Origin of the sequence: Streptosporangium sp. H16 (genome assembly GCF_051918855.1) — a bacterium.
In the GTDB taxonomy this organism is placed as follows: Bacteria; Actinomycetota; Actinomycetes; order Streptosporangiales; family Streptosporangiaceae; genus Streptosporangium.
Genome location: NZ_JBPXMD010000003.1, coordinates 59,996 through 83,184, shown reverse-complemented (window position 1 = coordinate 83,184; position 23,189 = coordinate 59,996). Strand labels below are relative to the sequence as shown.

Sequence of the window (23,189 nt, the reverse complement as noted above, 5' to 3'; positions counted from 1 at the left end):
TCAGGTCTCGTCGGCGAACTTGACGGTGACCTTCTCGAAGCCGAGGCCCTTCAGCAGGCCCTCAAGCATGATCTTGGTGTTCTGGTCGGCCCGGTTGCGCAGGTCGCTGGCCTGGGCGGCCTCGGCGATCTTCTTCTCGGCCAGCATGTAGAGCTCCCGCTGGTCGGCGGGGGAGGAGGACAGCAGGTCCTCGACCCGGTCGAAGAGACCGCGTTGCTGGGCGTAGACGTACGAGCGCTTGTTGTCGAGATTCGGCTTCTCCAGCTGGGCGCGGGGCAGCTTCACCGTGACCTCGGTACGGTCGGGGGAGACCGTCAGGGCGTTGCCGGCGATGCCGCCGAAGTCGACGTAGGCGTCGACGCCGCCGGCTCCGACGAAGAGCGTCCGGCTGCCCTTGACCGCGTCGGGCAGGAAGGCCGCGTCCTTCTCCAGGTCGACCACGACCTGGAAGTTGCCGGTGGCGGCCTCGAAGCGGCTGAGGTTGTGGATGGACTCCAGCAGCACCGGCTGGCTGCGGTCGACCGTCTCCTCGCCGAACGGGTTCAGCCACGACCAGGTGAGGCGGGCGCCCACGACGAGAAGGACGACGACGACGAGCAGCCCGGCGAGGAAACGCCAGCCGCGCCCGCGTCGGGCCGCCTGGGGCGCCGCGGGCGGAGCTTCTTGGGAGGCTTTCACAGCGCTCTCCTTCCCCGGACGGTGACCTTCTCACGCGGAGCCTATGCCGATCTTCCTATCCCCGTGGCGACGGGAGCGCGCCGCCTTCGGCGAAGGGGACGCGCCAGGGGCCGCCCGGGGTGCTCGCTCCAGGGGAGGGGAGCCCGCCGGGTGCCTGGTGACCGGTGCCGGGCCGGGGTTCGGGGCCGGTCGAGGCGCCCCCCGCCCCCTGCCCGGTCTGCCCTGTCTGAGAGGTCTGCCCGGCCTGGCCCCCGAAGTGAGTGCTTTGTAGCCGGCAACCGGTGAAGTCGGCGTAGGAGAGCCGGAGCCAGTCGCGCCGCTGGACGTCCGTGAGGCCGGAGAACCACGCCGCGGCGTAGCGGTGTTCCGGGAGCGGGCCGCCGGGCAGCGGCTCGCCGCGCAGCCACGCGGCCACGATGTCGCGGTAGCCCGCCGCGGGGGTGGCGTCGCACCGGGCGGCCAGGCCGTCGACGAACTCGTCGGCCGCCTTCTCGGCGAACCCGGCCGCCAGGTCGTCGACGTGAATCGCGATCACGCCCGCGGCGACCGGGGTGGTGTCGCGCCGTGGGTGCTGCTCCACCCGGGAGAACTCCCCGGGCGTCCCCGCCAGCCGGGACGCGATCTTGATGAACTCCGCGCTCAGCTCGGGCAGGCCGGCGCGCATCCCCGGGTGCACGCAGACCATGATCGGCCATTCCTGGCAGCTGTAGACGACCTGCTGGGCCGAGACCGGCTGCTGCTCGGTGAACAGCCGGGCCATGCCGGTCCCCGCGGCCAGCACCGCGATCAGCGCGGCGGCCAGCACCAGGGCCTGGCGCGTCACGACCGCCGCCCAGCCGAGCAGCAGCGCCGAGCTGATCCCGACCAGCCAGAGCGTCTGGTCGGTGAACGCCGCCGCGTTCAGCCCCTGGAACGGGTCATACGGCTCCCGCGTCGCGGGGGCGAGCCGGTCGCCCCAGGCCGGCCCCTGGCACAGCCAGGTGAACAGGCTGTAGCAGCCGAGCCCGGCCAGGACCGGGGTGATCGTCCACGGCAACAGCCAGCCGACCACCCAGCCGATGACGACGTACAGCGCCAGCCCGGCCGCGCCCATCACCAGGCCGCTGGGCAGCAGCCGCCCGGCCTGCTCCGTGACCATGGTTCTGACCGCCAGGACCACGACGGTGGCGGTGAACGCGCCTCCCGACACCACCAGGATCGCGAGTGGCGCCCGTACCGCCTGCCACGGCGTCATCGACCGCCCGCGTGTCCCGCGCCGCCTGCGCACCGCCACCCAGGCGGCGAACGCGGCCGCCACCGGGCCGGTCAGCCGGAGCGAGCCGATCACCGCGACGACGATGTTCTCCCACGCGCTGACACCGGGAACCAGGACGCTCCACGCCGCGACCACCCCGAGCACGAGCAGGATGGCGACGGCCATCAGTCCGCTCTGCTGGAGTTCCTCGCGTGAAACGCCCCTGTGCTCACGCACCGGCCGGCGTGGTGAGAACCCACGCCGCGTCGGTGTAGCCGAAGTCCGTCCGGCGTTCGAACGCCGTCAAGTTGTCGTTCATCAAGCACCCCCCGTGCCGTGAATGTGCGGATGCCGGTCCCCTCGGCGCCGGTCCGGCTCGCGTCCCCCGCAGGCCGGACTGAGTCATCGTGGCCACTTGGCCACGGCCTCACCATTCGATGTGGGAACCATAACGGAGCGTGACGTTTGGCGTCCGGGTTCTTGGTGAAGCCATCAGTCCGGTGACTCTACGTATATGGGCGAACCGGGATGAGGCCGCGCTACCGTAGCCCTGTGGTTACAGGTCAGCTGAATCTCCCGTTTGACCCCATCGAACGTGCCGCGGAGACGTGGCGCGTTCACTTCGGGCCCTCCTCGGCCATGGCCGCCGTCACATCGATCATGAGAGCGCACCAGATCCTGCTGTCGCAACTGGACACGCTGCTCAAACCGCATGACTTGACCTTCGCCCGGTACGAGGCGCTGGTGCTGCTGACCTTCAGCAAGACGGGGGCGCTGCCGCTCTCCAAGATCGGCGAGCGCCTGATGGTCCACCCCACGAGCGTGACCAACACCGTGAGCCGCCTGGAACGTGCCGGTCTGGTGCGGCGCATGCCCAACCCCCGCGACGGCCGGGGCGTGCTCGCCGAGATCACCGACCGGGGCCGCGAGACCGTCCGCCGGGCGACCGCCGACCTGATGGAGGCCGACTTCGCCATGCCCATGTACGACGAGGCGAAGCTGGACCAGATGTTCGACCTGTTCAGAACCCTCCGCGTGGCCGCCGGCGACTTTCAGTACTGAAGGCGACCAGTACCGAAGGCGACGCTGCGCGTCGCGGTGAGACCGCTCTTACCCGGCTCGGCCCTCCCGATCCACCTCGGCGCGGCCGCATGCCTGGCCAAGAATTAGTAGGACGTCCTAGTATCTGCATGAGGCCACAAGCCGGATAAGAAGCCACATGCCGTACAAGGGGGTTGGCCATGGACGCTGAGCGGGTCGAGGCGGGACGGGCACGCTGGCAGGCGCGGTTCGACGGGGCGCGCAAGCGCGAGGCGGAGTTCCGCACCCTCTCCGGGATCGAGGTGGAGCCGGTCTACGGGCCCGAGGGCGGCGACGCGCGCATGGAGCGCATCGGCTGGCCCGGCGAGTACCCGTTCACGCGTGGCCTGCACCCCACCGGCTACCGGGGCAAGGCGTGGACCATCAGGCAGTTCGCCGGGTTCGGCAACGCCAGGCAGACCAACGAGCGCTACAAGATGATTCTCGGCGCGGGCGGCGGCGGGCTGAGCGTGGCCTTCGACATGCCGACGCTGATGGGCCGCGACTCCGACGACCCGCGCTCGCTCGGCGAGGTCGGCCACTGCGGCGTGGCGATCGACTCCGCGCTGGACATGGACCTGCTCTTCGACGGCATCCCGCTCGGCGACACCACCACCTCGATGACGATCAGCGGCCCGGCCGTCCCGATCTTCTGCATGTACGTCGTCGCCGCCGAGCGGCAGGGGGTGCCCGTCGGGAAGCTCAACGGGACCCTGCAGACCGACATCTTCAAGGAGTACATCGCGCAGAAGGAGTGGCTGTTCGCCCCCGAGCCGCACCTGCGGCTGATCGGCGACCTGATGGAGTTCTGCGCCACCGAGATCCCCGCGTACAAGCCGCTCAGCGTGTCCGGCTACCACATCCGCGAGGCCGGGTCCACGGCCGCCCAGGAGCTGGCCTTCACCCTGGCCGACGGGTTCGGCTACGTGGAACTGGGCCTGTCGCGCGGCCTGGACGTCGACGTCTTCGCCCCCGGCCTGTCCTTCTTCTTCGACGCGCACATCGACTTCTTCGAGGAGATCGCGAAGTTCAGGGCCGCCCGGCGGATCTGGGCGCGGTGGCTGCGCGACGTCTACGGCGCGAAGACCGACAAGGCCCAGTGGCTGCGCTTCCACACCCAGACGGCCGGTGTGTCGCTGACCGCGCAGCAGCCGTACAACAACGTGGTGCGCACCGCGGTCGAGGCGCTCGCGGCGGTGCTCGGCGGCACCAACTCGCTGCACACCAACGCGCTCGACGAGGTCCTCGCGCTGCCCTCAGAGAAGGCGGCGGAGATCGCGCTGCGCACCCAGCAGGTGCTCATGGAGGAGACCGAGATCGTCAACGTCGCCGACCCGCTCGGCGGGTCCTGGTACGTGGAGGCGCTCACCGACCGGCTGGAGGCCGAGGCCGAGGCGATCTTCACGAGGATCAGGGAGATGGGCTCGGACGGCACGATGACCTCGGGCATCCTGCGCGGCATCGAGGACGGCTGGTTCATGTCCGAGATCGCCGAGGCGGCCTTCGACTACCAGCGCAAGCTGGAGAAGGGCGAGAAGAGGATCGTCGGGGTGAACTGCCACACGGCCTCCATCGACGAGCCGCTGGAGATCCTCCGGGTCAGCCACGAGGTCGAGCGCGAGCAGAACCGCGTCCTGGCCGAGCGCCGCGCCGCCCGCGACCAGGCGGCCGTGGACGCCGCCCTGGCCACGATGGTGCAGGTCGCCAGGGGTGAGGGCAACATGATCCCCGCCATGCTCGACGCGGCCAGGGCCGAGGCCACGCTGGGCGAGATCTGCGACGCGCTGCGCGACGAATGGGGCGTCTACACCGAACCGGCCCGCTTCTAGCGGTGGCGCGTCGGGGCATCGACCGGGATACGGCAGGATTGGAGTCATGAGCCCAGCGGACTTCACTCGACCCGGATCGCTCTACGGCGCCGTCGATCTCGGCGCCCGCAAGCAGGCACTCGAGGCACAGGCGCGGCGGGAGACCACCGCGCAGGAAACCGGCGGTGTTCCGGCGCCGGTCATCGACATCGACGACGCCAACTTCGCGACCGAGGTCGTCGAACGCTCCATGAACGGCCTCGTGCTGCTGGAGCTCACCGTCACCCGTGCCGAGCAGGCCAAGCAGTACAGCCTGCTGCTGGAGAAGCTGGCCGCGGAGAACACCGGCCGGTGGGTCCTGGCCAGGGTCGACGTCGAGCTCAGCCCGCAGATCGCGCAGGCGCTGCGGGTGCAGAACGTGCCCGCCCTCTACGCGATCTTCCAGGGGCAGCCGGTGGCCGTCGTCCCGGGCATCGCCACCGAGCCGCAGCTGCGCGACTGGCTGTCGCAGCTGATGGAGGCACTGGCCCAGTACCTCCCGCCCCCCGGTGAGGAGGCCGCGAACGGGGCGGAGGAGCAGCAGCCGCAGGAGCCCCCGGTCGACCCGGACGTGCTCGCCGCCGAGCAGGCCATCGACGCCGGTGACCTCGACGGCGCGGTGGCCGCGTACGAGCGGCTGCTGGCCCGCTCGCCGAACGACCAGGACGCCAAGCTGGGCCTGGCCGGCCTCGGCCTGATCCGCCGCACCCAGGACGTCGACCCGGCCGGCCTGCAGAGCCGCCTGGCCGACCCCGCCGACATCGAGGCCCAGCTCCTGGCCGCCGACTTCGAGATGCTCTCCGGCGAGGTGGACAAGGCCTTCGACCGGCTCGTCGACGTGGTGCGCCGCACCTCGGGCGCCGACCGCGACACGGCCAGGGTGCACCTGCTCGGCCTGTTCGACACGCTCCCCGGTGACGACCCCTCCATCGGCAGGGCCCGCAGGAACCTGGCCAGCGCCCTGTTCTGAGCCCTGTTCCGAGGGACTTTCCGGGCGATCGGTGGTCCGGGCACCCGGCTCACGGTCCGGATCGAGGGCCGGGTGACAGCCCGGTGGCGTGGGGTATGTCGTGACCGCATCTATATGAGCAGGTCCGCCGACCTGGGCGCGCACACTCGTCACGGGATGGCACGATGGAAACCATCCCAACCAAAGTCAGTCGCAAAGGAGCGGATTGGCTGTGGCCACCGTGCCGAGTGTGTCGTACTCCATCACCGTGCGCCTGGAGGTGCCCGCCGGCGGCAATGCCGTCAGCCAGCTCACCCACGCCGTAGAGTCGGCCGGAGGTGTGGTCACCGCGCTCGACGTGACCACGGCCGGCCATGAAACGCTGCGCATCGACGTCACCTGCGCCGCGCGTGACACCGATCACGCGCAGGCGATCGTCGACAAGCTGGAGGGCGTCGAGGGCGTCGTCATCCACAAGGTCTCGGACCGGACCTTCCTCATGCATCTCGGCGGCAAGATCGAGATGCGGTCGAAGGTGCCGCTGCGCAACCGCGACGAGCTCTCGATGGCCTACACGCCCGGCGTCGCCCGGGTCTCCATGGCCATCGCCCGCAACCCCGAGGACGCCCGCCGCCTGACCATCAAGCGCAACACCGTCGCCGTCGTCACCGACGGCTCGGCGGTGCTCGGCCTGGGCAACATCGGCCCGGCCGCCGCGCTCCCCGTCATGGAGGGCAAGGCCGCGCTGTTCAAGCGGTTCGCCGACATCGACGCCTGGCCGATCTGCCTGGACACCCAGGACGTCGACGAGATCGTGCGCACGGTGCAGATCATCGCCCCCGGCTTCGGCGGCATCAACCTGGAGGACATCTCGGCGCCGCGCTGCTTCGAAGTGGAGCGGCGGCTGCGCGATCTGCTGGACATCCCGGTCTTCCACGACGACCAGCACGGCACCGCGATCTGCGTGCTGGCCGCGCTCACCAACGCGCTGCGCGTGGTCGGCAAGGACCTGGGCGAGGTCCGCATCGCCCTCGCGGGCGCGGGCGCGGCCGGTACGGCGGTGCTGCGCCTGCTGCTCGCGGCGGGCGCCCGCAACCTGGTCGTCTGCGACTACCTGGGCGCCGTGCACCGCGGCCGCCAGGACCTGGACGACTCGCTCCAGTGGATCGCCGACCACACCAACGCCGAGGGCTACTCCGGCGACCTGCGCGGCGCGGTCAAGGGCGCCGACGTGTTCATCGGCGTGTCCGCGCCCGGCATCCTCAACGGCGACGACATCGCCACGATGGCCAAGGACGCCGTGGTCTTCGCGCTCGCCAATCCCGAGCCCGAGATCTCGCCCGACGACGCCCGCGAGTACGCCGCCGTGGTCGCCACCGGCCGCTCCGACTACCCGAACCAGATCAACAACGTGCTGGCCTTCCCCGGTGTCTTCCGCGGCCTGCTCGACGCCCAGGCCACCGTGGTCAGCCAGGAGATGCTGCTGGCCGCGGCCAAGGCGCTGGCCGCCGTGGTGACCGCCGAGGAGCTCGGCCCCAACTACATCATCCCCAGCGTGTTCCACCCGGACGTGTCGGGCGCCGTCGCGGCGGCCGTGCGCGAGTCGGCCGGTGGCCGGGCTCGTACGGGCATGACGGAGGCATGACGGAGGCCTGACGGAGGCCTGACGGAGGCGTGGACGGTGCCCGCGGCTCCCGTCCCGCCCCGAGGAGTGCGCCCACCCGCGCGTCACATGACACCGGGTGAGGCCCGAACCATCGGAAGAGCGGGTGGAGCAGCGCGAAAGGGGGTTCACCCCTCATGATGGAGGTATGGCGGAGGCGATCTACGTCGGTGGGCTTCTGGTGGCGACGCCGCAACTGGAAGATCCCAACTTCCGGCGCAGCGTGGTCCTGGTGCTGGAACACGACCTCGACGGCGGCACCCTGGGCGTGGTGCTCAACAGACCGAGTGACATCTCGGTGATCCAGGTGCTCCCCACCTGGGACACCATGGTCACCGGCCCGTCCGTGCTGTTCCAGGGCGGTCCCGTCCAGACCGACAGCGCGCTGGCGCTGGCCGCCGTCCCGAGCGGCCAGGAACCGCTCGGCTGGCGGAGGCTGCACGCGGGCACCGCGGCCGTCTCCAGGCTCGGCACCGTCGACCTCGACGCGCCGCCGGAGATCCTCGCCGGGGAGATCGCCCAGATGCGCATCTTCGCGGGGTACGCGGGATGGTCGGCGGGCCAGCTGGAGAGCGAGATCGGCGAGGGCGCCTGGTACGTCGTGGACGCGGAGCCCGGTGACACCTTCCACCACGAGCCCGAGTCGCTGTGGCGGGCGGTGCTGCGTCGGCAGCGGGGCGAGCTCGCCTACGTGGCCACCTGTCCCGACGACCCGTCGATGAACTAGCCGGACGGCCGCTCCCGGACGGCCGTCCCCAGGTGGCCGGGCCGGCGCGGCCGGGCCCGCGCGGGATCCCGCCACCCGGGCACCGGGCCGGTCAGGGGCGCCCGCGCCCGCGCCGGTGGCCGGGTCCGCGCCGGCGGTCGTGCCCGCGCCGGTGGGAGGTGTTCCGCGACCCACCGGCCGCCGGTGCCCCGAGCGCGGTGGTACGGGCATAAAATCGCCAGGGTGAGTACGAAGATTCTCCCTGAGAGCGACGTCCGGCCGGACCTGTCGCACGGCGACGGCGACCACGAGCGCTTCGCCCACTACGTCGAGAAGAACAAGATCATGGAGAGCGCGCTGAGCGGGACCCCGGTCCGCGCGCTCTGCGGGAAGGTCTGGGTGCCGAACCGCGACCCCCAGAAGTTCCCGGTCTGCCCGGAGTGCAAGGAGATCTACTCGGGTCTGCCGAAGGGTGAAGACAGCAACAACGAGTGAGTGTTGCTCATGGGTGATCGCCACAGATGAGGCTACGGTCGGGATGCCGCCGGGGGGCGGCGAACGACCAGCGTCTGGGATCTGTCGGGGGAGTCCATGTTTCGGCGTGCGATCGCCGTTGTGTCCGCATGCCTGTTCACGGTGGGCGCCTCTCCTCCCGCTCCGGCCGTTCCCGGCGGTACGGCCGCGTCCGGGCCACCGGGGTGCGCCCACGCCTCCCGGCTCGCCCGTCCCGCGGCGGCGGAGCACGCGCCGGTGCCGCCCGTGTCGTCGATGCCGTCCGTGCCGTCACCCGCGCGCGCCGGCGGGCGGCGCGGATCGAGCCCGCTCCCGCGACTGGCGGCCATCACCGTGCCCACCTGGGTGCACGTCATCACCGACGGCCGCCTTGGCGCGCCCGACGTCGCCGTGCGCGCCCAGATCGCCACGCTCAACGCCGCCTACTCCGGGGGGTTCGGCGGCGCGGACACCGGGATCCGGTTCAGGCTGGACGGCGTCACCCGTACCGCCAACGCGGCCTGGTTCCGCGAGCCCGTCACCCACGAGCGATCGATCAAACGGATGCGCAGGGGCGGCCCCGAGACCCTCAACCTCTATCTCGCCCAGCTCGGCGAGCTGGTGCTCGGCTACTCCACCTACCCCCACGGGTACGGCAAGGAGCCCGGCCTCGACGGCGTGGTCGTCGACTGGCGGAGCCTGCCCGGCGGGGCGATGCGCAGCTTCGACCGGGGGTACACCGGCGTCCACGAGATCGGGCACTGGCTCGGGCTGCTGCACACCTTCGAGAAGGGCTGCGATCCGCCGGGCGACGGCGTGGCCGACACCGAACCCGAGGGGCAGCCCACCGAGGGCTGCCCGCTGATCAAGGACACGTGCAAGGGCGGGGGTCCCGACCCGGTCCACAACTTCATGGACTACTCCGACGACCGCTGCATGTCCGGGTTCACCCCTGGTCAGGCCGCCAGGATGCAGGAGATATGGGCCGTCTACCGAGGCCGGGGAGCGGACACTACCCTTGACGGGTGACAGCACCGAAGACAGCCGACGCTCCATACGAAACCCCCCGGATCTTCGGTCCCGAATACCGGACCGCCTCCCTGGGCATCCTGCTCGTCGTCACGCTGATCGCCTTCGAGGGCATGTCCGTGAGCACGGTCATGCCCGCCGTCTCCGAGGACCTCGACGCCCTCGACCTGTACGGGGCGAGCCTGTCCGCCTTCCTCATCGCCTGCCTGCTCGCCAACGTCGTCGCCGGGCTCTGGTCCGACCGGCGGGGGCACGCCTGGCCGTTCCTGTTCGGCGTGGGGCTGTTCACCGCCGGTATGGCCATGGCCGGGGCCGCCGGGTCCAAGGAACTGTTCATCGTCGCGCGGGTCGTGCAGGGCCTCGGCGGCGGCGCCGTCATCGTGGCGATCTACGTGATGATCGCGCGGGTCTACGTCCCGGCGACCAGGCCCCGGGTGTTCGCCGCGCTGTCGGCGGCCTGGGTGCTCCCCGCCGTCGTCGGGCCCGGTCTCACCGGGCTCATCGCCGAGACCGCCGGATGGAGATGGGTCTTCTACGGCATCGTGCCGCTGGTCGTCCCCGCCCTCGTGATGCTCCTGCCCGCGTTGCGCATCGGCGGACACTCCCCGGCGCCCACGCCCTCCACGGGCCCCCGCTCCAGGCCGCTGGCGATGACTCTGGCCGCCACCGCCACGGCGTGCGGCGCGGGAATCCTGCTGTACGGGGTGAGCCACCTCCACGACACCCCCGTACCGGGCGGGATCGCCACCGTCGTGGGGCTGGCCGCCCTCGCCGCGGGCCTGCCGAGGCTGCTGCCTCCCCGGGCCCTCAGGTTCGGCCGCGGCCTGCCCACCACGATCATGATGCGCGGGGTGTTCGCCTCGGCGTTCTTCGGGGTCAACGCCTTCATCCCGCTGTTCCTCACCGAGGTGCACGGCTTCTCCGTCGCTGCGGCCGGGGTCGCCCTCACCTTCGGCGCCCTGGGCTGGAGCACCGGCTCCTACCTGCAGACCCGCCGCTCGTACGACAGGCCGCTGCTGGTACGGATCGGCGCCGCGGCGATCACCGTGGGCATCCTGACGACCCTGCTCGCCCTCGTGCCCGGGGTCGGCGGCTGGGTCATCGTGCCCGCCTGGGTCGTCGCCGGGTTCGGCATGGGCCTCGGCATGACCAGCGTCAACGTCACCGCGCTGCGCCAGTCGCCCGACGCCGAGCAGGGCGCCAACTCCGCCGCGCTCCAGGTCGTCGACACCCTGGGCAGCGCGATCACCATCGGCGTCGGCGGGGGCCTGGTCAACCTGATCGGCCACGACGACATCGCCACCGGTTACACCACGATCGTCGTGCTGATGGCCTCCATCGGGCTCTTCGGGACGGTCGTGGCCCGGCGCATGAGGGACATCCCATGACTCATTGGTCACTCCCGTAACAGCGATCACCCATAGCCGGGTCACGCCGCGGGATGCGTGGTAGGACGGTAGGACCGTCGCCGCCTGGAGGAGGTCCCGTGCACGAACGACCTCGCCGGTCGGACCCGCCCGACGAGTCCGGCCGTGGCGGTGGCCGCCGGTCCCGGCGGGCCCGCAGGGCCGCGCGGGCGGCCGAGGACGAGGTGTGGCCGCGCTCGGATCCGGACCTCGACGACGAGCGCCGTCCCTGGCCGGCGCCCGAGGACGACGAGTACCGCCCCTGGCCGCCGCCGGAGGACGAGCCGTCCGAGCCGCCCGATGCCCGCTCCAGCCTGACGTGGCCTCCCCGCATCCCCGAGCCCGGCGACGACCTCCCACCCTCGGCCCGCTGGTACGGCACGCCCATCGCGCCTCCCGAGCGCCGTCCGGGGCGCCTGCGACGCGTGCTGCTCGTACTGCTCGCCCTGGCCGTTGGAGGCGGCGTCATCGCCGGAGTGGTCGTGCTGGCGCTGCGGGCGCTGCCCTCCCCGCCGCCGGGGCGGGTGACCGACCCGGTCGCGGGGGTCAGCTACCCGCTGCCCGACCGCTGGCTCGCGGGTACGGTGCCACCGGTCACGGACTTCACCTCGGCCGCGGGCGACGGCGTCAACACGACCGTTATGGTCATGCCCGCGGAGCCGGTGAGCGACGTGCGCGCCACCACCGCCGAGCTCAGCGACCTGTACGCGCGGCTCCTGCTCCACGGCGACGAGGTGAAGGTCGTGGACGACACGGAGATCACCGTGGGGGCGCGTACCGGGCACACCCGCTCCCTGCGCGCGGAGTACCTGGACGTGGTTAACCGGCCCGCGTACCTGCGCGTGGTCTTTCTGACGGGGGCCGGGGCGCGCCCGGTGGTCGTGGTCGCGATGACCCAGCCGGACGATCCCGTGTCGAGGGCCGAGATCGACACGGTGATCGCGGGCCTGCGCTGAGGGGGTCTCGCGCGGTTCCGGGGTTTCCGGCTTCGAGAATCACCGGCACGAGTCACTAGCACGAGGAGACGACCTTGGCGAGGATGTCGGCGGATCGGCACGTCTTGTCGGCGGCGCAGATTACCCTGGGGACACTGTGAGCACTTTCGCCGCATCCCACCTCTCGCCCTCATATCCGGACCGTGCCGCCTGGGGCACCGCGCCGAAGCTTCGCGCGTGGCAGCAGGAGGCCTTTGACCTGTACTCCAGCCGTGAGCCGCGCGACTTCCTCGCGGTCGCCACACCGGGTGCGGGCAAGACGACCTTCGCGCTCCGCATCGCCAGCGACCTCCTGTCACGAGGGATCATCCGGGCTGTGACGATCGTCACACCGACGGAGCACCTCAAGCAGCAGTGGGCGGACGCCGCGAGCAAGGTCGGCATCGCGATCGACCCGGAGTTCAAGAACAGCCAGGGCGCCACCTCCCGCGACTACATCGGGGTGGCCATCACCTACGCCCAGGTGTCCATGCACCCGGCGCTGCACCGCGCCCGCACCGAGGCACGCAAGACGCTCGTGATCTTCGACGAGATCCACCACGCGGGCGACGCGAAGTCCTGGGGCGACGGCGTGCGGGAGGCGTTCGAGCCGGCCGCCAGACGCCTCGCCCTGACCGGAACCCCCTTCAGGTCCGACGTCAACCCGATCCCCTTCGTCACCTACGCCGAGGACGGCGACGGGGTCCGGCGCAGCGTCTCCGACTACTCCTACGGGTACGGCCCGGCACTCGCCGACGGCGTCGTCCGGCCGGTCATCTTCCTCGCCTACGCCGGTGAGATGCGCTGGCGGACCCGCGCGGGCGACGAGATCGCCGCGACCCTCGGCACCCCCCTCACCAAGGACCAGCTCGGCCAGGCCTGGAGGGCCGCGCTCGACCCGAAGGGCGAGTGGATCCGCCAGGTCCTCCGGGCGGCCGACCGGCGCCTGACCGAGGTGCGCAGGGGTGTGCCCGACGCCGGGGCCCTGGTCATCGCGACCGACCACGAGACCGCACGCGCCTACGCCCGCCACATCCGGACCATCACCGGGGAGGGCGCCACGGTCGTGCTCTCCGACGACCCCACGGCGTCCAAGAAGATCAAGGAGTTCTCCGCCTCCGAGCAGCGCTGGCTGGTCGCGGTCCGGATGGTCTCCGAAGGGGTCGACATCCCGCGCCTGGCCGTCGGCGTCTACGCGACGAGCATCTCGACCCCGCTGTTCTTCGCCCAGGCCGTCGGCCGCTTCGTCCGCGCCCGCAAGCGGGGCGAGACCGCGTCCGTCTTCGTGCCCTCCGTGCCGACCCTGATGGGCCTGGCAGGGGAGATGGAGGCCGAGCGCGACCACGTGCTCGACCGCAAGCCCCCCGAGGAAGGGCTGGACGACTTCCTCCTGGAGGACGCCCAGCGCAAGAAGGACAACCCCGACGTCGTGGGCGACGAACTGCCGTTCGAGACCCTGGAGGCGGTCGCCACCTTCGACCGGGTCCTCTTCGACGGCGGCGAGTTCGGCAGCGCGGCGGAGACGGGTTCCCCCGAGGAGGAGGACTTCCTCGGCCTGCCGGGCCTGCTGGAGCCGGACCAGGTCCGGACCCTGCTGAGCAAGCGCCAGTCCGACCAGCTGAAGGCCAGGCGCAGCAAGCCCGAGCCCAAGGAGCCGCAGCTCGCCCCGCACGAGCTGATCGCCAACCTCCGCAAGGAGCTCAACGGCCTCGTCGGCGCCTGGAACCACCGCACCGGCCAGCCCCACGGCGTCATCCACGCCGAGCTCCGCAGGGCCTGTGGCGGGCCCGCCATCGCGCAGGCCTCCGCCGAGCAGATCCAGGAGCGGATCGGCAAGATCCGCCACTGGGCCACCCAGCGCTCCCGCTGACCGGGTCACCGGGCCGGGCGGATCGCCACCCGGCCCGGCGGTCCCGCCGGGCCGGGTCACCGGAACGTGGACGGCTCCTGCGGTATGCGACCCGGCCGGATGAGGGCGATCGGCCTGCCGGTCCGCCCGTCGATCGCCCTGAAGGCCCCCGTGTCGCGCACCGGCGCCGTGAGCGGCACCTCCAGGGAGGCCACGCCGCCGGCGACGCTCACGGGCCACGTGGTGGCGCCGGACGAACGGTTCTCCGCCTCGTCCTCGCGCATCCAGACCTTGATCGTGCGCTTCCTGTGGTGCAGGACCACGGTCGCGGTGTCGCACTCGTCCGCCCTGGCCTTCCAGAAGAGCGTCACGCCGCGCGGCGCGCCCTGGCGGCGAGCCAGCCGCACCCGCTCGGGGGCCGGCATCCGGCCGCGGCAGGACGTGTCCCGCGCGCCGGAGGTGCCCCGCGCGCCCGGCTCACCCTGTGCGAGCCGCTCTTCCCGTCCCGCCTGTGCTCCCCGTGCGTCCCGCGCGCCCTGCTGGGCCGCCTCGGGGGGCGGCGCCGGCGCATGGGCCGCCGGGGACGCAGGGTACGGAGCCCGGGCCGCCGGGGCCGGGGGCGCGGCGATCGGAGTCCGCGCGGGAATCTGGACGACCGTGGTGGCCCAGATCGTGGCCGCTTCCAGCGCGACCAGCGACAGCACGCTCGTCAGCCGTACCAGCGTCCCTCCGCGAAACAGGTTCCACAGGCACAGCGGGGTCAGGATCAGCCAGGAGACGCCGAGCACGAACATATGAGGTCACCACCGGTAGTAAGAAGTCTCAACTCCCCGTGATACTCCTGTCGCAACCGGTGATGGTTCTGTTTGCCCATCCATGCCGATCCGGTAATCGTTCGGATGCTCAGAGTGGTCGTTGTTGGTAACGTGCCGTCGTAACCATCCCGGGCCCTCCGCCGGGTTCCCCCTGTGATGCACCCAAAGAGGACAAGTGTTGGCCGAGATGATCCGTACCGAGATCATGGAGTACGTGGCTCCCATGTTCGAGCAGATCATGGCGAGGATGGACACCCTCGCCACCAAGGAAGACCTCGCCGAGGTCAGGCAGGAGGTCGCGAAATGTGCGACCAAGGAAGACCTCGCCGAGGTCAAGGAGGACGTCGCCGGGCTCAAGGTGGACATGGCCGAGGTCAAGGAGGACGTCGCCGGGCTCAAGGTGGACATGGCCGAGGTCAAGGAGGACGTCGCCGGGCTCAAGGTGGACATGGCCGAGGTCAAGGAGGACGTCGCCGGGCTCAAGGTGGACATGGCCGAGGTCAAGGAGGACGTCGCCGGGCTCAAGGTGGACATGGCCGAGGTCAAGGAGGACGTCGCCGGGCTCAAGGTGGACATGGCCGAGGTCAAGCAGGATGTCGCCGGGCTCAAGGAGGATGTGGCCGGGCTCAAGGTGGACATGGCCGAGGTTAAGCAGGATGTCGCCGGGCTCAAGGAGGATGTGGCCGGGCTCAAGGTGGACATGGCCGAGGTTAAGCAGGATGTCGCCGGGCTCAAGGAGGATGTGGCCGGGCTCAAGGTGGAGGTCGCGAAGTGTGCGACCAAGGAGGACCTTGACGGGGTCAAGGAGGATGTCGCGGTCCTGGCGGAGGACATGGTCGGGGTCAAGCGCGACATGAAGGCCATGGCATGCGACATCGGCGAGTTGAAGGAGAACTACCGGACCATGGACGGAAAGCTCGACCGGATGATCCTTTTTCTGGGGATGCCGCAGAGCTGAGAGACCGTCAGGCCGGGCGGACCACGGGCGTGCCCGTGAGGCGGGCTCCGGCAGAGCGGAGTTCGGCGAGGGCGGCCTCGGTGGTCGGGGCGGACACCCCGGCGGTGAGGTCGAGGAGCACCTGAACGGACAGGTCGTGCGCGACCGCGTCCAGGGCGGTGGCCCGCACGCAGTGGTCGGTGGCGATGCCGACGACGTCCACCGCGTCCACGCGGCGCTCGCCGAGCCAGTCGGCCAGGCTCGTACCGTCGGCGGTGACGCCCTCGAAGCCGCTGTAGGCGCCGCTGTGGGCACCCTTGCTGAACACCTCCTCGACGCGTGCGGTGTCGAAGGCGGGGTGGAAGCCGGCCCCCGGGGTTCCGGCGACGCAGTGGACGGGCCAGGTGCTCACGTAGTCGGGCTCGGCGGCGAAGTGGGAGCCGGGGTCGACGTGATGGTCACGGGTGGCCACGACGTGGTCGTAGCCGTGTGAGGCGGCGTGCCGGGAGATGGCGGCGGCCACCTCGGCGCCGCCGCCGACCGGAAGGCTGCCGCCCTCGCAGAAGTCGTTCTGGACGTCGACGATGATGAGTGCGGTTGACATGCGATCAGTCAAACACGGTGGGGATCGCGGCGTAGCCCCGGGACAGCTGGTGGGCGTTCGAGGGCAGCTCGGCGACGGCCTCGCGGTGCCGGACGCGGGCCGCGTCCAGCTTCTCGCGGCCGACGATCTCACCCTCCCTGACCAGCGGAACCTGCAGCGGGCGGGCGTCCGAGGGGTGCTCGCCCGAGACGGTGACCAGCTCGGTGATCGCCGTGCCGTCGGCGTCGAGCTCGCGGAAGGCCTCCTTTCGCCCGCCCCGGCTGGGCTTGCCCACCGACTTCTTGGCCACCGGCCGCATCACCCCTTCGGCGTCCTCGCGGGCGACGAGCTTGTAGACCAGGGCGGCGGTGGGCGAACCGGAGCCGGTGACCAGGGACGTGCCGACGCCGTAGCCGTCCACGGGGGCGGAGGCGAGCGCGGCGATGGCGTACTCGTCGAGGTCGCTGGTGACGATGATCCGGGTCTTGTGGGCGCCGAGCGCGTCGAGCTGCTCGCGGACCTCGTGGGCGACCTGGCCGAGGTCGCCGGAGTCGAGGCGGACCGCTCCGAGGGAGGGCCCGGCGAGTTCCACCGCGGTCCGTACGGCCTGGGCCACGTCGTAGGTGTCCACGAGCAGCGTGGTGCCGGAGCCGAGAGAGGCGATTTGGGCCTGGAAGGCCTGCTCCTCGGAGTCGTGGAGCAGGGTGAACGCGTGGGCCGCGGTCCCGGCGGTCGGTATGCCGTACTCGCGGCCGGCCATGAGGTTGGAGGTGGAGGAGAACCCGCAGAGGTAGGCGGCCCGCGCCGCGGCCACGGCCGCCGCCTCGTGGGTGCGCCGCGAGCCCATCTCGATGAGGGGCCTCGTCCCGGCCGCGCGGATCATGCGCGTGGCGGCGGTGGCGATCGCGCAGTCGTGGTTGAGGATCGACAGGATCACGGTCTCCAGCAGCACGGCCTCGGCGAACGTGCCCTCCACCGTCATGATCGGGGAACCGGGGAAGTAGCACTCGCCCTCGGCGTAGCCGTCCACGTTCCCGGAGAACCGGTATCCGGCGAGGAACTCCAGGGTGGGTTCGTCGATCACCTCGTTGTCCCGCAGGAACGCCAGGGACTCCTCCTCGAAGCGGAAGGACTCCAGCGCGTCCAGCACCCGGCCGGCTCCCGCCACGACCCCGTAGCGCCGCCCGCCGGGCAGTTGGCGCGCGAACACCTCGAAGACCGCCCGCCTGGAGGCGGCCCCGCTTCTCAGCGCCGCCTCCAACATCGTCAGCTCATAGTGATCGGTAAGCAACGCGGTGCTCATGCTCTTTGTCACGAGTCGAAGACTAAGCCCGGGGTAGGGCAGACTGGTGAATGTGGGTAGCACCGCTCCAACGGAGGTCGAGCGTCCGTCAATCGACGTAAGACCCGATCTGCCATGGTTGACGATCGTCTGGAACGACCCGGTCAATCTGATGTCCTATGTGACGTACGTCTTCCAGTCCGTTTTCGGATACTCCAAGGAGAAGGCGGAGAAGTTGATGCTCGACGTGCACCATAAGGGCAAGGCCGTGGTCTCCAGCGGCACCCGCGAGGAGATGGAGCGCGACGCGCAGATCATGCACTCGTACGGGCTGTGGGCCACCGTCCAGCGGGATTCGTGAGCGCGCGGGCGGCCCGGCGTCACTCGTCGCCGCGCGGCGGGCGGCCGGGCTCGAGGCCCTCGGGTACGGAGCGCAGAGGCTCGGAGCGACGGCCGGGCGGCGGGTGGCGGGCGGATCTCGGGTGGAGTCCGCGAGGAATGGTGGGCGAGAGATGAGTTCGGGGTTCAAGCCGGGGCGCGAGGGCGGCGTGATCACGGGTTTCGACGCCGCCGAGGTGTCGATCCTGCGCTCGCTGGTCACCCAGATCCTGGGCCTGATCGAGCCGGGGGAGACGGGTGACGACCCCCTGGAGAAGGCGCTCGGCATCGGCGCCTCCGAGCAGTCCGACGACCCGGTGCTGGCCCGGCTGTTCCCCTCGGCCTACGAGGACGGCGAGGCGGCCGCCGAGTTCCGCAGATACACCGAGGCGACGCTGCGCGAGGGCAAGCGGGCCGACGCCAAGACGATGCTCGACAGCGCCGAGCCCGGCCGGGTCGAGCTGACCAGGGAGCAGGCGCAGGCGTGGATGCGCGCGCTGAACGACGTGCGGCTCGCGCTCGGCACCCGGCTGGAGGTGACCGAGGAGGTGCACGACGAGATCGCCGACATGTCGGAGAGCGACCCCCGCTATCCGGCGTACGTCATCTACGACTGGCTGACCTACCTCCAGGACACCCTGGTCCGTGCCCTTTGGTAACTTCCAGTCATGCTCACGATCTCTCGGGAACTGGTTGACAGGATCATCGCGCACGCTCGGGCGGATCACCCTGACGAGGCCTGCGGCGTGATCGCCGGGCCGGTCGGCTCCGACTCTCCCGAACGGTTCGTCGCGATGGAGAACGCCGAGCGGTCGCCGACGTTCTACCGGTTCGACTCGCTGGAGCAGCTGCGCGTCTGGCGGGAGATGGACGACCGCGACGAGGAGCCGGTGGTCATCTACCACTCCCACACCGCCACCGAGGCCTACCCCTCCCGTACCGACATCTCCTACGCCTCCGAGCCGAACGCCCACTACGTGCTGGTCTCCACCCGGGAGGAACTGGGGGAGAAGGCCGAGTTCCGCTCGTACCGGATCGTCGACGGCGTCGTGAGCGAGGAGGAGGTGACGATCACCTCCGGGTGACCGTCACCGTCCGGGTCGCATGTCCGAGGCCTCGCGTTTCCGGGCGTCCGTCACCGTCCGGATGCCCGTGCCGGGTGGCGTCCCGGGTTCGCACGGCATCGGTGCCCGGTACGGCCGTGAGGCGAATGACCCCTTTGGGTAAACTGGCGAGTATGCTGACCGTCGCCCCGAGCCAGGAGGACGTCGTGCTCTCGCGTCCCGGCCCCCGGGCGCGGCACGCGGGTGTCGCGCCCGTACAGAACTTCCTGTTCGCGCACACGCCCTTCGTCGTCGTCTACGACTGTCGCTGACCGGCTTTTCTGGAATCCTCCGGTGCTCGCCGGTGTTCTGATCCGGTGGGCTTTACTCCCATGACGACGCAAGGAGATTGACCCGCGATGGCCATCGAGGTTCGCATTCCGACCATCCTGCGCACCTACACCGACGGTGCCAAGGCCGTCGACGCCAAGGGCGCCACGCTCGAGGAGCTCATCGGCGATCTGGAGGCCCGGCATCCCGGGCTGAAGGAGCGCCTGGTCGACAAGGGCGCGCTGCGCCGCTTCGTGAACGTGTACCTGAACGACGAGGACGTCCGCTTTCTGGGCGGGCTGGAGACGCCGGTCGCCGACGGCGACACGGTCACCGTCCTGCCCGCCGTGGCCGGCGGCTCCCGCTAGCCGCGCGGCGCCGCCCGTCCCGCGAGACTCCGTGATCTCCCGCGAGATCCGGCGAGGTCTCGCGGGGCGGGTGGCGTACGCCGCGGTTTCAGGGCTGTCACCGCGAGGCAAAGGTCTGTCACCACAAGGTCAACCCGAGGCGGAAGCCGTACACCATGCGTTTTGACTCACTGATCGAATCGGTCGGCCGGACCCCGCTGGTCGGCCTGCCCAGGCTCTCTCCCTCGGAGGACGTGCGGGTCTGGGCCAAGCTCGAAGACCGCAACCCGACAGGTTCGATCAAGGACCGTCCGGCACTGTGGATGATCGAGCAGGCGGAGAAGGACGGGCTCCTCCAGCCGGGCTGCACGATCCTCGAACCCACGAGCGGCAACACCGGCATCTCGCTGGCGATGTCCGCCAGGCTCAAGGGCTACAAGCTGATCTGCGTGATGCCGGAGAACACCTCCGAGGAACGCCGCCAGCTGCTGCGCATGTGGGGGGCGCAGATCATCTCCTCGCCCGCGGCGGGTGGCTCCAACGAGGCGGTCAGGGTCGCCAAGGGCCTGGCGGAGGAGAACCCCGACTGGGTGATGCTCTACCAGTACGGCAACCCGGCCAACTGGCGCTCGCACTACGAGTCGACGGGGCCGGAGATCCTGGAGGACCTGCCGTCCGTCACCCACTTCGTGGCCGGTCTGGGCACCACGGGCACCCTGATGGGCGTCGGCAGGTTCCTGCGCGAGCACGTACCCGACGTGAAGATCGTCGCCGCCGAGCCGCGGTACGGCGAGCTGGTGTACGGACTGCGCAACGTGGACGAGGGCTTCATCCCCGAGCTGTACGACGCCGACGTCCTCACCACGCGTTTCTCGGTCTCCTCGGCCGACGCGCTCCGGCGCACCCGGGAGTTGCTGGCCGGGGAGGGCATCTTCGCGGGGGTCTCCACCGGGGCCGCCCTGCACGCCGCGCTCGGCGTGGCGGCCAAGGCCGTCAAGGCGGGCGAGCGGGCCGACATCGTGTTCGTGGTCGCGGATGGCGGCTGGAAGTACCTGTCCACCGGCGCCTACGAGGGGACGCTGGACGAGGCCGAGGAGCGGCTCGAAGGCCAGCTCTGGGCCTGAACCGCATCCGGGGAAGGGCGGCGAGGCTTCTCGCCGTGGCGGGACCTGGAGGTCGCGGGGAAACCGCGACGGCGAATGACGTGTCGATGACGAAGGGCGGGCGTCCCGGTGGGACGCCCGCCCTTCGCCGTCCCCGGGCGGGACGATCCCCGACGGGCCGGAGCCCGGCCGGGGATCTGGGGAGGCCTGATCGAACAGGATCAGGGAGCCAGGTGGATCAGGTCGGTCAGTTGAACAGGAGCCTCAGCGAGAAGGACGCCTCGCTGCCCGACTGGGTGCCGCTCATGCCCACGGCGCGGAGCACCTGGAGGTTGGCCTTCTCCTCGCCCTGGAGGCCGCTGAGATAGAGGTTCTCCACCTTGTCCAGGTCGGCGTAGAGGGCGAAGGTCGCCTCGCCGGCGTTGGGGATCGCGAGCTGGAAGGTCTCGCTGTCGCCCAGGGTGCCGTCCTTGTTGAGCAGGGCGGCGTAGTCCTGCGCGCTGGCCAGGACGAAGACGCCGTCGCCGGGAACCTTGGCGAGCTGCGGGACGGCCGCCCCTGAGTCCGCGAGGAACTTCTCGATCTTGCCGACGACCTCCTGCGCCTTGGCCGGGTCGGTGACGATCTTCGCGCCGAACTGCGGCTGGCTGGTGTTGAGGCCGCCGGAGTCGATGGCGAGGGTGATGTTCTTGCCGAGCAGCGTCACCAGGTCGTCGGGGAGCGCCAGGCCGTACCTCTGCTTGGCCTGGTCGGCGAACTGCTGGACGCCGCCGCCCGCGGCCTGGTCGGCCGACTTCATGACCTGCGCCCACTGCTTGCCGATCACCTCGCCGAGACCGGAGATCGAGATCGCGCCGGCGGTGGAGGCCGGAAGCGTGCCGATCTTGGAGGCCTCGGGAGTGCCCATGTCCAGGCTCTCGGCGCCGCGGCTGATGCCCGCGAGCTCGACGTACTCGCCGTCGAAGCGGAGGGCGCCCGCCACGCGGACGTTCTTGATCTGGGCGAGGGCGGTGGGGTCCTGGGCCGCCAGTTCGGGAGCCAGTCCGGCGATCTTGCCCGCGTCCGCCCAGAAGGACAGGACGCCGGTCTCGCCGAGGGCGCTCAGGTCGTCGGAGAAGTTGGCGTTCCCCGACAGCGGCTCGGCGGCGACGGCCCTGTCGGCTTCCGCCTGGGTCGGTGCGAGCAGCGCGTAGTCGTCGCGGAACGCGATGCCGTACTTCTCCTTGCCCATCAGCTTGGCGATGCCCGCCGTGGCCTTGTCCTGGTCGGTGACCTGGACGGCCACCACGGCACCGGGCTCGGCGCCGGTCTTGGCCGGAGGCAGCGCGGCCACGCCGGCGCGGACGCCGAGCCACGGCTCGATGTCGGCGGCGTAGTCGACCTTGCCGAGGCTGCCGGCGTCCTTCTTGATCAGGTCGAAGATCGCCTGGCGCGGGTCCTCGCCGGTGAAGGAGTCCTTGGTGGCCGTGAACTTCCTGGCGATGGTGAACAGCGCCACCTTCTGGTTCGCGGCGGGGTCGAGGTCGAGGCGCACGTAGCCGATGGCGTTGGCGGGCAGCACGTCGTGCGGCTGCGCGCCGCCGCCGCTGAGCAGGTTGACCGCGAAGAAGCCGCCACCGCCCACGAGGGCCACGACCAGCGCGGCGATCGCCGCGAGCAGCCAGCCCTTACCGCCGCTCCTGCGGGCGGCCGGGCCAGCCGGCGGCCCGGCGCTCAGGAAGTCGGGACCCTGCTGCCAGTTCCCGCCCTGCTGCGCGTACGCCTGCTGGCCGTAGTTCTGCTGCTGTTGCTGCTGGTAGCCGGGCAGCTGGCCGTACGGCTGACCGGGCTGCTGGCCGTAGCCCTGCTGGCTTTGCTGACCTTGCTGGCCGGGCTGCTGGCCGTAGCCCTGCTGGCCGTACGGCTGCTGCTGGTAGCCCTGCTGGGGGTTCTGCTGCTGGTAGGGCTGGCCCTGCTGCGGGTAGGGCTGCCCCTGCTGGTAGCCGCCGGAAGGCTGGGGATATCCGGGCTGGCCGTTCTGCGGATAGGCCTGTGTGTGCGGCTGGTCGTTGTGCTGCGCGCCCTCGTTCCATCGGTAGGCGATCGTCCTGTCGGGGTTCTGACCCGGCGTGGGCGACTGGTCGGGGGGATTGTTGGCAGGCATGATCACTCACAAGGTGGGCTTAGCGGATATGGAGAAGTTAGTGCACATTGCTAGCAACCCGCTTGCATTGAACTAACTATGTGATTGGTGCATCTAAGCGGGATCAACCCCTGTTCAACGGGGCTTTATGGGCCATTGTCGGCTTTGTCGCTCTATTCCCGCAGGTCGCTGCCGTTTCTTCCGTACCTCCGTCCCCTGCGCCTCCCGCGGGCTCCGATGTCCCGGCCGGCGCCGATTCACCGGCTCGGGGCCGGCCGGGCTCCGGCGGGCGGGCCATCCGGGGCCTGGGGAGGCGAAGGTCGCGCGGAATGGGTAAAGTGG

The 23,189-nt window shown here is 70.8% G+C and carries 23 protein-coding genes; 17 read left to right on the top strand and 6 right to left on the bottom strand.

Annotated features, from left to right (window positions below):
* Positions 1-678: a DUF4230 domain-containing protein gene (locus tag ACTOQ2_RS06155; protein ID WP_362850789.1), complete on the bottom strand. Its 678-nt coding sequence runs from the start codon at positions 676-678 to the stop codon at positions 1-3.
* Between the two features lie 55 nt (positions 679-733).
* Complete coding sequence (locus tag ACTOQ2_RS06150) at positions 734-2,149, bottom strand: hypothetical protein (RefSeq protein WP_440098749.1); 1,416 nt, start codon at positions 2,147-2,149, stop codon at positions 734-736.
* A gap of 291 nt (positions 2,150-2,440) precedes the next feature.
* Here ACTOQ2_RS06150 and ACTOQ2_RS06145 point away from each other — a divergent pair, with 291 nt between their 5' ends.
* From ACTOQ2_RS06145 to ACTOQ2_RS06100, 10 genes are all read left to right on the top strand, one after another.
* Positions 2,441-2,974 (top strand): MarR family winged helix-turn-helix transcriptional regulator, encoded by a 534-nt coding sequence (locus tag ACTOQ2_RS06145; protein ID WP_440098748.1) that lies wholly within the window; start codon positions 2,441-2,443, stop codon positions 2,972-2,974.
* A gap of 179 nt (positions 2,975-3,153) precedes the next feature.
* Positions 3,154-4,821, top strand: coding sequence for an acyl-CoA mutase large subunit family protein (locus ACTOQ2_RS06140; protein ID WP_440098747.1), 1,668 nt, complete (start codon positions 3,154-3,156; stop codon positions 4,819-4,821).
* 46 nt (positions 4,822-4,867) lie between these two features.
* Positions 4,868-5,809, top strand: a complete 942-nt coding sequence (locus ACTOQ2_RS06135; RefSeq protein ID WP_440071804.1) for a tetratricopeptide repeat protein — start codon at positions 4,868-4,870, stop codon at positions 5,807-5,809.
* A 211-nt stretch (positions 5,810-6,020) separates the two neighbouring features.
* A complete protein-coding gene (locus tag ACTOQ2_RS06130) occupies positions 6,021-7,433 on the top strand; it encodes an NAD-dependent malic enzyme (RefSeq protein ID WP_362850780.1) in 1,413 nt (470 codons plus the stop codon).
* A gap of 166 nt (positions 7,434-7,599) precedes the next feature.
* Positions 7,600-8,178 (top strand): YqgE/AlgH family protein, encoded by a 579-nt coding sequence (locus ACTOQ2_RS06125; RefSeq protein ID WP_389922645.1) that lies wholly within the window; start codon positions 7,600-7,602, stop codon positions 8,176-8,178.
* Between the two features lie 222 nt (positions 8,179-8,400).
* A complete protein-coding gene (locus tag ACTOQ2_RS06120) occupies positions 8,401-8,652 on the top strand; it encodes a DUF3039 domain-containing protein (RefSeq protein WP_329091055.1) in 252 nt (83 codons plus the stop codon).
* Positions 8,653-8,772: 120 nt separating this feature from the next.
* On the top strand, positions 8,773-9,678 hold the full coding sequence (locus ACTOQ2_RS06115) for a M43 family zinc metalloprotease (protein WP_440098746.1): 906 nt from the start codon (positions 8,773-8,775) through the stop codon (positions 9,676-9,678).
* Positions 9,675-11,066 (top strand): MFS transporter, encoded by a 1,392-nt coding sequence (locus tag ACTOQ2_RS06110; protein ID WP_440098745.1) that lies wholly within the window; start codon positions 9,675-9,677, stop codon positions 11,064-11,066. The genes ACTOQ2_RS06115 and ACTOQ2_RS06110 overlap by 4 nt, the downstream gene beginning before the upstream one ends.
* A 98-nt stretch (positions 11,067-11,164) precedes the next feature.
* A complete protein-coding gene (locus ACTOQ2_RS06105; protein ID WP_440098744.1) occupies positions 11,165-12,040 on the top strand; it encodes a hypothetical protein in 876 nt (291 codons plus the stop codon).
* A gap of 136 nt (positions 12,041-12,176) precedes the next feature.
* Complete coding sequence (locus ACTOQ2_RS06100) at positions 12,177-13,928, top strand: DEAD/DEAH box helicase (protein WP_440098743.1); 1,752 nt, start codon at positions 12,177-12,179, stop codon at positions 13,926-13,928.
* A 56-nt stretch (positions 13,929-13,984) separates the two neighbouring features.
* Here the strand turns inward: ACTOQ2_RS06100 and ACTOQ2_RS06095 are convergent, their stop codons facing one another.
* Positions 13,985-14,701 carry a hypothetical protein gene (locus ACTOQ2_RS06095; RefSeq protein WP_440098742.1) on the bottom strand — a complete coding sequence of 239 codons (717 nt, stop codon included), beginning with the start codon at positions 14,699-14,701 and terminating at the stop codon, positions 13,985-13,987.
* Positions 14,702-14,897: 196 nt separating this feature from the next.
* Between ACTOQ2_RS06095 and ACTOQ2_RS06090 the strand changes: the two genes are divergently transcribed.
* Positions 14,898-15,680, top strand: coding sequence for a hypothetical protein (locus ACTOQ2_RS06090; protein ID WP_440098740.1), 783 nt, complete (start codon positions 14,898-14,900; stop codon positions 15,678-15,680).
* A 7-nt stretch (positions 15,681-15,687) separates the two neighbouring features.
* On the opposite strand, the gene ACTOQ2_RS06085 is transcribed toward ACTOQ2_RS06090, so the two are convergent.
* On the bottom strand, positions 15,688-16,263 hold the full coding sequence (locus tag ACTOQ2_RS06085; RefSeq protein WP_440098739.1) for an isochorismatase family protein: 576 nt from the start codon (positions 16,261-16,263) through the stop codon (positions 15,688-15,690).
* Positions 16,264-16,267: 4 nt separating this feature from the next.
* The gene (locus tag ACTOQ2_RS06080) at positions 16,268-17,557 is read right to left on the bottom strand and encodes a nicotinate phosphoribosyltransferase (protein ID WP_440098738.1); all 1,290 of its coding nucleotides are present in this window, start codon (positions 17,555-17,557) and stop codon (positions 16,268-16,270) included.
* A gap of 40 nt (positions 17,558-17,597) precedes the next feature.
* Between ACTOQ2_RS06080 and clpS the strand changes: the two genes are divergently transcribed.
* The 6 genes from clpS to ACTOQ2_RS06050 all read left to right on the top strand — a co-directional run bounded on the left by clpS (position 17,598) and on the right by ACTOQ2_RS06050 (position 20,746).
* Positions 17,598-17,885 (top strand): ATP-dependent Clp protease adapter ClpS, encoded by a 288-nt coding sequence (clpS, locus tag ACTOQ2_RS06075; protein ID WP_329091067.1) that lies wholly within the window; start codon positions 17,598-17,600, stop codon positions 17,883-17,885.
* 151 nt (positions 17,886-18,036) lie between these two features.
* Positions 18,037-18,561 carry a DUF2017 domain-containing protein gene (locus tag ACTOQ2_RS06070; protein WP_362680058.1) on the top strand — a complete coding sequence of 175 codons (525 nt, stop codon included), beginning with the start codon at positions 18,037-18,039 and terminating at the stop codon, positions 18,559-18,561.
* 9 nt (positions 18,562-18,570) lie between these two features.
* Complete coding sequence (locus ACTOQ2_RS06065) at positions 18,571-18,987, top strand: M67 family metallopeptidase (protein WP_350973579.1); 417 nt, start codon at positions 18,571-18,573, stop codon at positions 18,985-18,987.
* A gap of 152 nt (positions 18,988-19,139) precedes the next feature.
* A complete protein-coding gene (locus tag ACTOQ2_RS06060; RefSeq protein ID WP_440071793.1) occupies positions 19,140-19,277 on the top strand; it encodes a hypothetical protein in 138 nt (45 codons plus the stop codon).
* An 87-nt stretch (positions 19,278-19,364) separates the two neighbouring features.
* Positions 19,365-19,643, top strand: a complete 279-nt coding sequence (locus tag ACTOQ2_RS06055) for a MoaD/ThiS family protein (RefSeq protein WP_030906436.1) — start codon at positions 19,365-19,367, stop codon at positions 19,641-19,643.
* Between the two features lie 155 nt (positions 19,644-19,798).
* The gene (locus tag ACTOQ2_RS06050) at positions 19,799-20,746 is read left to right on the top strand and encodes a PLP-dependent cysteine synthase family protein (RefSeq protein ID WP_440098737.1); all 948 of its coding nucleotides are present in this window, start codon (positions 19,799-19,801) and stop codon (positions 20,744-20,746) included.
* A gap of 226 nt (positions 20,747-20,972) precedes the next feature.
* On the opposite strand, the gene ACTOQ2_RS06045 is transcribed toward ACTOQ2_RS06050, so the two are convergent.
* Positions 20,973-22,868, bottom strand: coding sequence for a DUF3352 domain-containing protein (locus ACTOQ2_RS06045; RefSeq protein WP_440098736.1), 1,896 nt, complete (start codon positions 22,866-22,868; stop codon positions 20,973-20,975).
* Positions 22,869-23,189: the final 321 nt, after the last annotated feature.